The organism is Streptococcus infantis (assembly GCF_047465035.1).
Lineage (GTDB): Bacteria > Bacillota > Bacilli > Lactobacillales > Streptococcaceae > Streptococcus > Streptococcus infantis_T.
The window spans coordinates 96,136-108,769 of sequence record NZ_JASHAQ010000006.1; the positions used below are offsets into that span (position 1 = coordinate 96,136).

General features: G+C 39.9%; 18 protein-coding genes. All 18 read left to right on the forward strand.

The genetic code is table 11. From position 1 onward, the window contains the following. The first annotated feature begins 58 nt into the window (after positions 1-58). The 18 genes from infA (at position 59) to QM406_RS04310 (ending at position 12,531) form a co-directional block, all read left to right on the forward strand. Positions 59-277, forward strand: coding sequence for a translation initiation factor IF-1 (gene infA, locus QM406_RS04225; protein ID WP_001029883.1), 219 nt, complete (start codon positions 59-61; stop codon positions 275-277). A gap of 24 nt (positions 278-301) precedes the next feature. Further along, positions 302-418: a 50S ribosomal protein L36 gene (rpmJ, locus tag QM406_RS04230; protein ID WP_001808836.1), complete on the forward strand. Its 117-nt coding sequence runs from the start codon at positions 302-304 to the stop codon at positions 416-418. Positions 419-435: 17 nt separating this feature from the next. Then, positions 436-801, forward strand: coding sequence for a 30S ribosomal protein S13 (gene rpsM, locus QM406_RS04235; RefSeq protein ID WP_000090783.1), 366 nt, complete (start codon positions 436-438; stop codon positions 799-801). 17 nt (positions 802-818) lie between these two features. Beyond that, the gene (rpsK, locus tag QM406_RS04240; RefSeq protein ID WP_001118385.1) at positions 819-1,202 is read left to right on the forward strand and encodes a 30S ribosomal protein S11; all 384 of its coding nucleotides are present in this window, start codon (positions 819-821) and stop codon (positions 1,200-1,202) included. 42 nt (positions 1,203-1,244) lie between these two features. Further along, positions 1,245-2,180, forward strand: a complete 936-nt coding sequence (locus QM406_RS04245; protein ID WP_000568996.1) for a DNA-directed RNA polymerase subunit alpha — start codon at positions 1,245-1,247, stop codon at positions 2,178-2,180. Between the two features lie 11 nt (positions 2,181-2,191). Beyond that, entirely contained in the window at positions 2,192-2,578 is a 387-nt protein-coding gene (rplQ, locus tag QM406_RS04250) for a 50S ribosomal protein L17 (protein WP_000331493.1), read from the forward strand. A 465-nt stretch (positions 2,579-3,043) separates the two neighbouring features. After that, entirely contained in the window at positions 3,044-3,310 is a 267-nt protein-coding gene (locus tag QM406_RS04255; RefSeq protein ID WP_000644115.1) for an ACT domain-containing protein, read from the forward strand. Between the two features lie 9 nt (positions 3,311-3,319). After that, the gene (locus QM406_RS04260) at positions 3,320-4,657 is read left to right on the forward strand and encodes a PFL family protein (RefSeq protein ID WP_049548844.1); all 1,338 of its coding nucleotides are present in this window, start codon (positions 3,320-3,322) and stop codon (positions 4,655-4,657) included. 329 nt (positions 4,658-4,986) lie between these two features. Next, the gene (gene rnpA / locus QM406_RS04265; protein WP_045762469.1) at positions 4,987-5,358 is read left to right on the forward strand and encodes a ribonuclease P protein component; all 372 of its coding nucleotides are present in this window, start codon (positions 4,987-4,989) and stop codon (positions 5,356-5,358) included. Next, the gene (locus tag QM406_RS04270) at positions 5,333-6,160 is read left to right on the forward strand and encodes a YidC/Oxa1 family membrane protein insertase (protein WP_000728106.1); all 828 of its coding nucleotides are present in this window, start codon (positions 5,333-5,335) and stop codon (positions 6,158-6,160) included. The genes rnpA and QM406_RS04270 overlap by 26 nt, the downstream gene beginning before the upstream one ends. Positions 6,161-6,174: 14 nt before the next feature. Further along, entirely contained in the window at positions 6,175-7,140 is a 966-nt protein-coding gene (gene jag / locus QM406_RS04275; RefSeq protein WP_049548843.1) for an RNA-binding cell elongation regulator Jag/EloR, read from the forward strand. Positions 7,141-7,195: 55 nt separating this feature from the next. Continuing rightward, on the forward strand, positions 7,196-7,819 hold the full coding sequence (locus QM406_RS04280) for an HI_0552 family protein (RefSeq protein ID WP_414273499.1): 624 nt from the start codon (positions 7,196-7,198) through the stop codon (positions 7,817-7,819). Positions 7,820-7,949: 130 nt separating this feature from the next. Then, positions 7,950-9,407: a PTS ascorbate transporter subunit IIC gene (locus QM406_RS04285; RefSeq protein WP_060956301.1), complete on the forward strand. Its 1,458-nt coding sequence runs from the start codon at positions 7,950-7,952 to the stop codon at positions 9,405-9,407. A gap of 22 nt (positions 9,408-9,429) precedes the next feature. Further along, positions 9,430-9,711 (forward strand): PTS sugar transporter subunit IIB, encoded by a 282-nt coding sequence (locus QM406_RS04290; RefSeq protein WP_000241466.1) that lies wholly within the window; start codon positions 9,430-9,432, stop codon positions 9,709-9,711. A 76-nt stretch (positions 9,712-9,787) separates the two neighbouring features. After that, positions 9,788-10,273, forward strand: coding sequence for a PTS sugar transporter subunit IIA (locus QM406_RS04295; protein WP_414273500.1), 486 nt, complete (start codon positions 9,788-9,790; stop codon positions 10,271-10,273). 16 nt (positions 10,274-10,289) lie between these two features. Then, a complete protein-coding gene (locus QM406_RS04300; protein WP_414273501.1) occupies positions 10,290-10,955 on the forward strand; it encodes a 3-keto-L-gulonate-6-phosphate decarboxylase UlaD in 666 nt (221 codons plus the stop codon). Positions 10,956-10,958: 3 nt separating this feature from the next. Then, positions 10,959-11,822 (forward strand): L-ribulose-5-phosphate 3-epimerase, encoded by an 864-nt coding sequence (locus QM406_RS04305; RefSeq protein ID WP_414273502.1) that lies wholly within the window; start codon positions 10,959-10,961, stop codon positions 11,820-11,822. Position 11,823: 1 nt separating this feature from the next. After that, positions 11,824-12,531 (forward strand): L-ribulose-5-phosphate 4-epimerase, encoded by a 708-nt coding sequence (locus tag QM406_RS04310; RefSeq protein WP_006153388.1) that lies wholly within the window; start codon positions 11,824-11,826, stop codon positions 12,529-12,531. Positions 12,532-12,634 lie beyond the last annotated feature (103 nt).

The following is a 12,634-nucleotide window of genomic DNA, read 5'->3' on the forward strand; positions in this document are numbered from 1 at the left end:
ATAATTGTTGTCTCTGTGTCTAGAGGCATCAAATCGAAATTTATGGAGGTACTTTTGCGTGGCAAAAGACGATGTGATTGAAGTTGAAGGTAAAGTAGTTGATACTATGCCGAATGCAATGTTTACGGTTGAACTTGAAAATGGACATCAGATTTTAGCAACAGTTTCTGGTAAAATTCGTAAAAACTATATTCGTATTTTAGCGGGAGATCGTGTTACTGTCGAAATGAGTCCATATGACTTGACACGTGGACGTATCACTTACCGCTTTAAATAATCGAAAAACTTGGAGGGATAAGAAATGAAAGTAAGACCATCGGTCAAACCAATTTGCGAATACTGTAAAGTTATTCGTCGTAATGGTCGTGTTATGGTAATTTGCCCAGCAAATCCAAAACACAAACAACGTCAAGGATAAGATAGAAAGGAGAAAATATGGCTCGTATTGCTGGAGTTGACATTCCAAATGACAAACGCGTAGTAATTTCATTGACTTATGTGTACGGTATCGGACTTCCAACATCTAAGAAAATCTTGGCAGCTGCTGGAATTTCAGAAGATGTACGTGTTCGCGATCTTACACCAGATCAAGAAGATGCTATCCGTCGTGAAGTGGATGCAATCAAAGTTGAAGGTGACCTTCGTCGTGAAGTAAACTTGAACATCAAACGTTTGATGGAAATCGGTTCATACCGTGGTATCCGTCACCGTCGTGGACTTCCTGTCCGTGGACAAAACACTAAAAACAACGCTCGCACTCGTAAAGGTAAAGCTGTTGCGATTGCTGGTAAGAAAAAATAATATAGGAGGTAAAAGTCTTGGCTAAACCAACACGTAAACGTCGTGTGAAAAAGAATATCGAATCTGGTATTGCTCATATTCACGCTACATTTAATAACACTATTGTTATGATTACTGATGTGCATGGTAATGCAATTGCTTGGTCATCAGCTGGTGCTCTTGGTTTTAAAGGTTCTCGTAAATCTACACCATTTGCTGCTCAAATGGCTTCAGAAGCTGCTGCTAAATCTGCACAAGAACACGGTCTTAAGTCAGTTGAAGTTACTGTTAAAGGTCCAGGTTCTGGTCGTGAGTCAGCTATTCGTGCTCTTGCTGCCGCTGGTCTTGAAGTAACAGCAATTCGTGATGTGACTCCAGTGCCACACAATGGTGCTCGTCCTCCAAAACGTCGCCGTGTATAATCATAACCTTACACTGCTTTTCGTTTAAGAGGGAGTAACTAAATGATCGAGTTTGAAAAACCAAATATAACAAAAATTGATGAAAATAAAGATTATGGCAAGTTTGTAATCGAACCGCTTGAACGTGGTTACGGTACAACACTTGGTAACTCTCTTCGTCGTGTACTTCTAGCTTCTCTTCCAGGGGCTGCTGTAACATCTATCAATATCGAAGGTGTATTGCATGAATTTGATACAGTTCCGGGTGTTCGCGAAGACGTGATGCAAATCATTCTGAACATCAAAGGTATTGCAGTAAAATCTTACGTTAAAGACGAAAAGATCATTGAACTAGATGTGCAAGGTCCTGCTGAAATTACAGCTGGAGATATCTTGACAGATAGCGACATTGAAATTGTAAATCCAGATCATTATCTCTTTACAATCGGTGAAGGTTCTTCTCTAAAGGCGACAATGACTGTTAACAGTGGTCGTGGATATGTACCTGCTGATGAAAATAAAAAAGATAATGCACCAGTTGGAACACTTGCTGTAGATTCTATTTATACACCAGTTACAAAAGTCAACTATCAAGTTGAACCTGCTCGTGTAGGTAGCAATGATGGTTTCGACAAATTAACCCTTGAAATCTTGACTAATGGAACAATTATTCCAGAAGATGCTTTAGGGCTTTCAGCACGTATCTTGACAGAGCACCTTGATTTGTTTACAAATCTTACAGAGATTGCTAAGTCAGCAGAAGTGATGAAAGAAGCTGATACTGAATCGGACGACCGTATCTTGGAACGTACGATTGAGGAACTTGACTTGTCTGTGCGTTCATATAACTGTTTGAAACGTGCCGGTATCAACACTGTGCATGATTTGACAGAAAAATCTGAAGCAGAGATGATGAAAGTAAGAAATCTTGGACGCAAGAGTTTGGAAGAAGTGAAAGTCAAACTCATTGATTTGGGTCTTGGATTAAAAGATAAATAAAGGAGGAATAAATGGCTTACCGTAAACTAGGACGCACTAGCTCACAACGTAAAGCAATGCTTCGCGATTTGACAACTGACCTTTTGATCAACGAATCAATCGTGACAACTGAAGCTCGTGCTAAAGAAATCCGTAAAACTGTTGAAAAAATGATTACTCTAGGTAAACGTGGTGATTTGCATGCACGTCGTCAAGCAGCTGCTTTCGTACGTAATGAAATCGCATCTGAAAACTATGATGAAGCAACTGATAAGTACACTTCTACTACAGCACTTCAAAAATTGTTCTCAGAAATCGCACCTCGTTATGCTGAGCGTAACGGTGGATACACTCGTATCCTTAAAACTGAACCACGTCGTGGTGATGCAGCGCCAATGGCGATCATCGAATTAGTATAAAATCATCAATTTTGTTGAGTGTTATGATGATGGGGTCTTGTGCTCTTAGTCTAGCTCTGGTCTACCGCTAGGACTTATGTCCTAGCGGGAACACTCATCATAAGATGATAAGGTAGACGCTTGTTTACGAAATTGTTTTTTACTAAAGAACAATTTCGTAAGCAGGCGTTTTTGAGTATTTTATTAAGAAATATGCTATACTATTGAAAACGAAAATCAACAATGTTCATTTTTTCAAAAATATTCTATAAAGAGGTTATGAGCCAATATACTATCACTTTCAATTTCTAAACTAGCGACTTGGTAAAAAAATACTAGTCTGGTACAAGATCAACTAAGAGATTTCTTAGGGGTTCAACTTGGACAATTGTTCACTATTAAGTGATTTAGTTACTCTATCTCCCCTTTTTTATTTTGTTTTTGGCCGAAATGGATATTGTTCTGTGTTAGAAACGGAGTTTAATCATGAAAGCTATTATTACTGTTGTTGGTAAAGATAAATCTGGAATTGTTGCAGGTGTTGCGACAAAAATTGCTGAATTAGGCTTAAATATTGATGATATCTCACAAACAGTCTTGGACGAATTCTTTACAATGATGGCTGTGGTATCTAGTGATGAAAAGCAAGATTTTACTCATCTTAGAAACGAATTTGAGGTTTTTGGTCAGACTTTGAATGTCAAAATCAATATTCAAAGTGCGGCTATTTTTGATGCTATGTACAATATCTAGGAGGTATTTATGGATATTAGACAAGTTACCGAAACAATCGCTATGATTGAGGAGCAAAACTTTGACATTAGAACCATTACCATGGGGATTTCCCTTTTGGACTGTATCGATCCAGATATCAATCGTGCTGCGGATAAAATATATGAAAAGATTACTACAAAAGCTGCTAATTTAGTGGCTGTTGGGGATGAAATTGCGGCTGAGTTAGGAATTCCTATTGTGAATAAACGTGTGTCTGTAACTCCAATTTCCCTGATTGGTGCTGCTACCGATGCGACGGATTATGTAGTCTTAGCTAAAGCACTGGATAAAGCTGCGAAAGAAATTGGTGTTGACTTCATTGGTGGTTTTTCAGCCTTGGTACAAAAGGGTTATCAAAAAGGTGATGAAATCCTTATCAACTCCATTCCTCGTGCATTGGCAGAAACGGATAAGGTTTGTTCATCAGTAAATATCGGTTCTACCAAATCGGGCATCAATATGACTGCAGTAGCGGATATGGGGCGCGTTATTAAGGAAACAGCTTCTTTATCTGATATGGGGGCGGCTAAATTGGTTGTATTTGCCAACGCGGTAGAGGACAATCCTTTTATGGCAGGAGCTTTTCATGGTGTAGGTGAAGCAGATGTCATCATCAATGTAGGTGTTTCAGGACCGGGTGTTGTCAAACGTGCCTTGGAAAAGGTTCGAGGTCAGAGCTTTGATGTTGTTGCTGAAACTGTTAAAAAAACGGCTTTCAAGATTACCCGTATTGGTCAATTGGTTGGTCAAATGGCTAGTGAGCGCCTCGGAGTTGATTTTGGGATTGTCGATTTAAGTTTAGCTCCAACTCCAGCAGTGGGTGATTCTGTAGCTCGTGTTCTTGAAGAAATGGGGCTAGAGACAGTTGGGACTCATGGAACGACTGCTGCCTTGGCTCTCTTGAACGATCAAGTTAAAAAAGGCGGAGTTATGGCTTGCAACCAAGTTGGTGGTTTGTCTGGTGCCTTTATCCCAGTTTCTGAGGACGAGGGGATGATTGCTGCAGTGCAAAACGGCTCCCTTAATTTGGAAAAACTAGAAGCTATGACGGCTATCTGTTCAGTTGGTTTGGATATGATTGCCATTCCTGAGGATACACCTGCAGAAACGATTGCGGCAATGATTGCGGATGAAGCTGCTATCGGAGTCATCAATATGAAAACAACTGCTGTACGTATTATTCCAAAAGGAAAAGAAGGCGATATGATTGAATTTGGTGGCCTTCTAGGAACGGCTCCAGTCATGAAAGTTAACGGTGCCTCGTCTGTCGACTTCATTGCACGTGGAGGGCAAATCCCGGCTCCAATCCATAGTTTTAAAAATTAAAAAGAAGTGAAATCTGTTTAAGTTGGATTTAAGGATAGACCTGTATACTACTATCATTAAATAAAGACCTCCTAACTTTATTTAATAGAAATCCTAACTTTTTCATAATAATCTCCTACAAAAGTCACTCTTTGGAGTGACTTTTGTTTTATATCAAGAGAAAATAAAGAAAGTAGCATGTTCAAATTTGTAAATTTGTTTAAAAATAAGATGATTTAAAGGATGAAACTAGTTTTTTCATTCTGTAAAACGGGCTAAAACCTTGCTATGATTGGCTTTTTGAAAAATTATGGTATAATAGTAGTAGTTTTAATAGATGGAGTTGAATTTTGAAAAAACGCTTTCGTGTAAAAAAAGAGAAAGATTTTAGTGCAATATTTAAAAAAGGGGAGAGTTTTGCTAATCGTAAATTTGTTATTTATCGATTAGAAAATAATGAACAGCATTTTCGAGTTGGCCTATCTGTCAGTAAAAAATTAGGAAACGCTGTCACGAGGAATCAGATCAAGAGAAGAATTCGACATATTCTGATTGAACATAAAAATCAGCTGGTTGAAAATGTAGATTTTGTTGTGATTGCTCGAAAAGGTGTTGAAATTTTGGACTACGCGGAAATGGAAAAAAATCTACTTCACGTATTAAAGTTATCAAAGATTTACCAGGAAGGAAATGGGAGTGAAAAAGAAATTACAGTTGACTAGCTTAATGGTGCTTGCTTTATTTGTGATGAGCGCCTGCACGGCTAGTGGTACGACGAGTGAGATTACAGCTGAATCAACAGGTTTTTGGAGTAAATTTGTTTATTTTTTTGCTGAAACCATTCGCTTTTTATCATTTGATACAAGTATTGGTCTGGGGATTATTTTATTTACCCTTTTAATCAGAACCATTCTTTTACCAGTCTTTCAGATACAAATGGTGGCATCTAGAAAGATGCAAGAAGTACAACCACTGGTTAAGGAGTTGCGAGAACGTTATCCGGGACGGGATATGGAGAGCCGTACCAAGTTGGACCAAGAAATGCGTCAGTTGTTCAAGCAACATGGTGTCAAACAGTCAGCTTCTCTCTGGCCAATCTTAATCCAAATGCCAGTCTTGTTGGCCTTGTTCCAAGCTTTGAGTAGGGTAGAATTTCTAAAAACGGGTCATTTCTTATGGATTAACCTTGGTGGTGTTGATACGACTTTTGTTTTGCCTATTCTGGCAGCTATCTTTACTTTCCTTAGCACGTGGTTATCCAATAAGGCCATGGTTGAGAAAAATGGCGCCATGACAGGGATGATGTATGCAATGCCAGTAATGATTTTCTTCTTTGCCATGTATTCACCAAGTGGGGTTGCCTTATACTGGGCGGTATCCAATGCTTATCAGGTGCTCCAAACCTATTTGCTCAACAATCCATTCAAGATTATTGCAGAGCGTGAGGCGGGAGTACAGGCTAAGAAGGATTTAGAAATCAAGAAGAGAAAAGCTCTCAAGAAAGCACAGAAAAAGAAAAAGTAAGGAGGAATCTTGTAATGGTATTATTTACAGGTTCAACTGTTGAGGAAGCGATCCAAACGGGATTGAAGGAATTGGGGATTCCTAGAATGAAGGCGCATATTAAGGTTGTCTCAAGGGAGAAAAAAGGTTTCTTTGGCCTTTTTGGGAAGAAACCAGCGCAAGTTGATATCGAAGCAATTAGTGAGACAACTGTTGTGAAGGCAAATCAGCAAGCAGTCAAAGGAGTTCCAAAGGAAGTTAATGCTAAGAACGAACCCGTTAAGACTGTTAGTGAGGCAACAGTAGACTTAGGTCATGTTGTTGAAGCAATCAAGAAAATCGAGGAAGAAGGGCAAGGGATCTCTGAAGAGGTTAAGGCCGAAATTCTAAAAAATGAGAAAGAGGCTAGTACAATTTTAGAGGAGACTGGTCATATTGCCATTCTAAAAGATTTACTGCCAGAAGAATCTAAAGAGCAGGAAGAACAGGAAGAAGTCGAGCAGAATGATGATTTAGAAAATCTAGGTTTGAAGATTGAACCGACCTATGATATTGACCAGGTGGTCGAAGAAGTGACCAACTATGTTCAAGGTATTATTGATGATATGGATGTTGAGGGAGCAATTTCAAGTACCTCAAATCGCCGTTCTATCAATATGCAAATTGATACCAATGAACCGGGTCGTATTATCGGTTACCATGGTAAGGTTTTGAAATCTCTCCAGCTTTTAGCGCAAAATTATCTTTATAACCGCTATTCAAGAACCTTCTATATTACCATCAATGTTAATGATTATGTAGAGCACCGTGCAGAAGTCTTGCAGAGCTATGCACAGAAGTTAGCTACACGTGTCCTAGAAGAGGGGCGTAGTCAGGTGACTGATCCAATGTCTAGTAGCGAACGTAAAATCATCCATCGTATTATTTCACGTATGGAGGGTGTCACTAGTTATTCAGAAGGTGATGAACCAAATCGTTACGTTGTGGTTGATACAGAATAATCAAAGCAAAATCAGGGGCATCCTGATTTTTTGCTAGCTAAGGGAGGTTGATCTTATGTTGAATACAATGAGAGAATATCTAGCTTTCTCTGGTTTACAGTATCAAAAACCCGAGAAGGCAGGTCAAGAAGCTGAAAAAATGCTTTATTTGAGGAGTAAGGGGCAGGAGGCTAGAAAGGTCTTTACACACTTAGCCAAGGCTTTTCAAGAAAGACATCCAGAATGGGATCTCCAAGGGACGAGTCAGTGGATGAATCAAGCCCAACGTTTGCGACCGCATTTCTGGGCCTATCTACAGCGTGAGGGAGAAGTGACAGAGCCTATGTTGGCCCTTCGTTTGTATGGAAGTCCTTCTGATTTTGGAGTTTCACTAGAAGTGAGTTTTATTGAACGTAAGAAGGATGAGCGAACATTAGGCAAACAAGCCAAGGTCCTAGAAGTTCCAGTGGTAGAAGGAATTTATTATTTAGTATACTCAGAGGGAGAAAGTCAAAGGATGGAGGCTACTGAGGAAAATCGTCAAATTTTAAGAGAAAAATTATCCCATCAGGAAGTCCGAAAGGTTTTAGTGAAGGTAGATGTTCCAGTGACAGAAAATTCATCTGAAGAAGAAATCCTAGAAGCCCTACTGGAATCTTATGAAACAATTCTTCCCTTTTATCTAGCTACGAGAAAATAAGATAAGCCGTAAAATATCATAAATCATACAGTCCAAGAGTGAACAGTCCGCTGTGTAATTCTTGGTCTTTTTGTTTCCGTTTTCACATTATATAATAAACTTACAAAAACAATTCAAAAGGAGAACAATTATGGAAGTCATTTCAAGTGTTCTAAATTGGTTTTCTAGCAATATTTTGCAGAATCCCGCATTTTTTGTAGGTTTATTGGTGCTAATAGGATATGCACTTTTGAAAAAACCTGCTCATGACGTTTTCTCAGGTTTCGTTAAAGCAACAGTAGGTTATATGTTGCTCAACGTGGGTGCTGGTGGTTTGGTTACAACCTTCCGCCCAATCTTGGCAGCCCTTAACTACAAATTCCAAATTGGTGCAGCGGTTATTGACCCTTACTTTGGACTTGCTGCAGCAAACAACAAAATTGCAGCAGAATTTCCAGATTTCGTCGGAACTGCAACAACAGCTCTATTGATCGGTTTTGGAGTAAATATCTTGCTTGTAGCTCTACGCAAGATTACGAAAGTAAGAACCCTCTTTATTACTGGTCACATCATGGTACAACAAGCTGCGACTGTATCTCTTATGGTTCTATTCTTAGTCCCACAATTGCGAAATGCTTATGGTACAGCAGCAATCGGTATCATCTGTGGCCTTTACTGGGCAGTTAGTTCAAATATGACTGTTGAGGCAACTCAACGTCTGACTGGTGGTGGCGGATTTGCGATTGGTCACCAACAACAATTTGCAATCTGGTTTGTAGATAAAGTGGCAGGACGTTTTGGCAAGAAAGAAGAAAGTCTAGACAATCTTAAACTACCTAAGTTTCTCTCAATCTTCCACGATACAGTTGTTGCATCTGCTACCTTGATGCTCGTATTCTTCGGAGCCATTCTGTTAATCTTAGGTCCAGATATTATGTCTAATAAAGAAGTCATCACTTCAGGAACTCTATTCAATCCTGCAAAACAAGATTTCTTTATGTACATTATCCAAACAGCCTTCACCTTCTCAGTTTACTTGTTCGTTTTGATGCAAGGTGTCCGCATGTTCGTATCTGAGTTGACAAATGCCTTCCAAGGTATTTCAAACAAATTGTTGCCAGGTTCATTCCCAGCAGTTGACGTTGCAGCTTCTTATGGATTTGGTTCTCCAAACGCTGTCTTGTCTGGATTTGCCTTTGGTTTGATTGGTCAATTGATTACAATTGTTTTGCTCATCGTCTTTAAAAACCCTGTCCTTATTATTACAGGATTTGTACCAGTATTCTTTGATAATGCAGCCATCGCGGTCTATGCTGATAAGCGTGGTGGATGGAAAGCAGCCGTTATCCTATCCTTCATTTCAGGTGTCCTCCAAGTTGCTCTAGGAGCTCTCTGTGTAGCCCTTCTCGACTTAGCATCTTACGGTGGTTACCATGGAAATATCGACTTTGAATTCCCATGGCTTGGATTTGGATATATCTTCAAATACCTCGGTATTGTTGGTTATGTACTTGTATGTCTCTTCTTGCTTGTTATTCCTCAACTTCAATTTGCAAAAGCAAAAGATAAAGAGAAATATTACAACGGTGAAGTTCAAGAAGAAGCTTAGTGTCTAGAAAAGGAGAAATAAAATGGTTAAAGTATTAGCAGCGTGTGGAAATGGAATGGGTTCATCTATGGTTATCAAGATGAAGGTTGAAAATGCCCTCCGTAAGCTTAATCAAACAGACTTTACAGTCAATTCATGCAGTGTCGGTGAAGCAAAAGGTTTAGCAGCAGGCTATGACATCGTAATCGCTTCTCTTCATTTGATCCAAGAATTGGAAGGTCGGACTAATGGGAAGTTAATCGGGCTTGACAACTTGATGGATGATAAAGAAATCACTGAAAAACTCAGTCAAGCACTACAGTAAAAGGTTGGAGGGGGCTGGACAGAAACTGGGAGTTATCGTTTCTGTCCTTCTCCCTCTTTAAATAAAGGAGGCAGATATGAATTTAAAACAAGCTTTAATTGACAATGACTCAATCCGACTAGGCTTAGAGGCTAAAGATTGGAAGGAAGCAGTCAAGGTAGCAGTAGATCCCTTGATTGAAAGTGGGGCAATTTTGTCAGAGTATTACGATGCTATTATCGAATCAACTGAAGAGTATGGCCCTTACTATATCTTAATGCCAGGTATGGCTATGCCCCACGCTAGACCTGAAGCTGGAGTGCAAAGAGATGCCTTTTCATTGATTACCTTACAAAATCCTGTTGTATTTTCAGATGGGAAAGAGGTCTCTGTTTTGTTGGCACTAGCGGCAACAAGTTCAAAAATTCACACAAGTGTAGCCATTCCACAAATCATTGCCTTGTTTGAATTAGAAGATTCTATTGCACGTTTACAGGCTTGCCAGACTAAAGAAGATGTCTTGGCGATGATCGAAGAATCTAAGGATAGCCCTTATCTTGAAGGATTGGATTTGGAAAGTTAGAAAGAGGAATAAAGAAATGACAAAAAGAATACCTAATTTACAAGTTGCATTAGACCATTCAGACTTGCAAGGAGCGATTAAAGCAGCTGTTTCTGTTGGTCAGGAAGTAGATATTATCGAAGCTGGAACTGTTTGCTTGCTTCAAGTTGGAAGTGAATTGGTTGAAGTCTTGCGTAGCCTTTTCCCAGATAAGATTATTGTGGCAGACACAAAATGTGCCGATGCTGGTGGAACTGTTGCCAAAAATAATGCCGTTCGTGGAGCAGATTGGATGACTTGTATCTGTTGTGCAACCATCCCTACCATGGAAGCTGCTCTAAAGGCTATCAAGGCTGAACGTGGAGACCGTGGCGAAATTCAGATCGAGCTGTATGGTGATTGGACTTTTGAACAAGCTCAGCTTTGGTTAGATGCAGGTATCTCACAAGCTATCTATCACCAATCTCGTGATGCCCTTCTTGCTGGTGAAACTTGGGGTGAAAAAGACCTTAATAAGGTTAAAAAACTCATTGACATGGGCTTCCGTGTTTCTGTAACAGGTGGTCTAGATGTAGATACTCTCAAACTTTTTGAAGGCATTGATGTCTTTACCTTTATCGCAGGTCGTGGAATTACAGAGACTGCGGATCCAGCAGGAGCAGCGCGTGCCTTCAAGGATGAAATCAAACGAATTTGGGGGTAAGCCATGGCACGTCCAATTGGAATTTATGAAAAGGCAACCCCGACCCATTTTACTTGGCTAGAACGTTTAAATTTTGCTAAGGAGTTAGGCTTTGATTTTGTCGAGATGTCTATTGACGAACGTGATGAGCGCTTAGCAAGACTTGACTGGAGCAAGGAAGAGCGCTTGGAAGTTGTCAAAGCGATCTATGAAACTGGTGTTCGTATTCCCTCTATCTGTTTTTCAGGCCATCGTCGTTACCCATTGGGATCGAATGATCCATTTCTAGAGGAAAAATCTCTAGAACTCATGAAAAAATGTATCGAATTAGCCCAAGATTTGGGAGTTCGTACGATTCAATTAGCTGGTTACGACGTTTACTATGAGGAAAAGTCACCCCAGACACGCCAACGTTTTATCAAAAATTTGAGAAAAGCCTGTGACTGGGCTGAAGAAGCTCAGGTGGTACTTGCTATTGAAATTATGGATGATTCTTTCATTAATAGCATCGAAAAATATTTGTCTGTAGAGAAAGAGATTGACTCCCCCTACCTCTTTGTCTATCCAGATATTGGGAATGTGTCTGCATGGCATAATGATGTCTACAGTGAATTTTATCTTGGCCATCATGCCATCGCAGCTCTCCATCTCAAGGATACTTATGCAGTGACAGAAAATTCAAAGGGTCAGTTCCGAGATGTACCTTTTGGGCAAGGTTGTGTCAAATGGGAAGAAGCTTTCGATATTTTAAAGCAAACCAATTATAATGGTCCTTTCCTAATCGAAATGTGGTCTGAAAATTGTGAAACTGTAGAAGAAACACGCGCAGCTATTCAAGAGGCCCAAGCTTTTCTCTACCCACTAATTAAGAAAGCAGGTTTGATGTAAGATGAATCAAGTAATCAATGCTATGCGTAAACGAGTCTGTGATGCCAATCAATCATTACCGAAACATGGACTTGTCAAATTTACCTGGGGCAATGTATCTGAAGTCAATCGCGAACTCGGTGTCATTGTTATCAAACCATCAGGTGTAGATTATGACGAATTGACACCTGAAAATATGGTGGTAACTGACCTAGATGGCAAGGTTCTAGAAGGAGATTTAAGACCATCTTCTGATCTTCCAACTCATGTGCAGTTATATAAGGCTTGGCCAGAGATTGCTAGTGTGGTCCATACCCATTCGACTGAAGCTGTTGGTTGGGCTCAGGCAGGTCGTGATATTCCTTTCTATGGAACAACCCATGCGGATTATTTCTACGGTTCAATCCCTTGCGCTCGTAGTTTGACCAAGGATGAAGTAGAAGTAGCCTATGAAAAAGACACTGGTCTAGTTATCGTAGAAGAGTTTGAACGTCGTGGTCTCAACCCTGTTGAAGTACCAGGGATTGTCGTACGTAATCACGGTCCATTCACCTGGGGCAAAAATCCAGAGAATGCTGTATATCACTCTGTTGTACTAGAGGAAGTGTCTAAGATGAATCGTTTCACAGAGCAAATCAATCCAAGAGTTGAACCTGCTCCTCAGTACATCCTAGAAAAACACTACCAACGTAAACATGGACCAAATGCTTATTACGGTCAAAAGAAATAAGAAATTGAATTGAAAAGAGGCTAGGAGCTTTCGATCCAAGCCTCGCTTTTGTAGTTGTCAATATCCCCTGTTCGGAGTTTACAGCATATAATTGCAAAGTCTG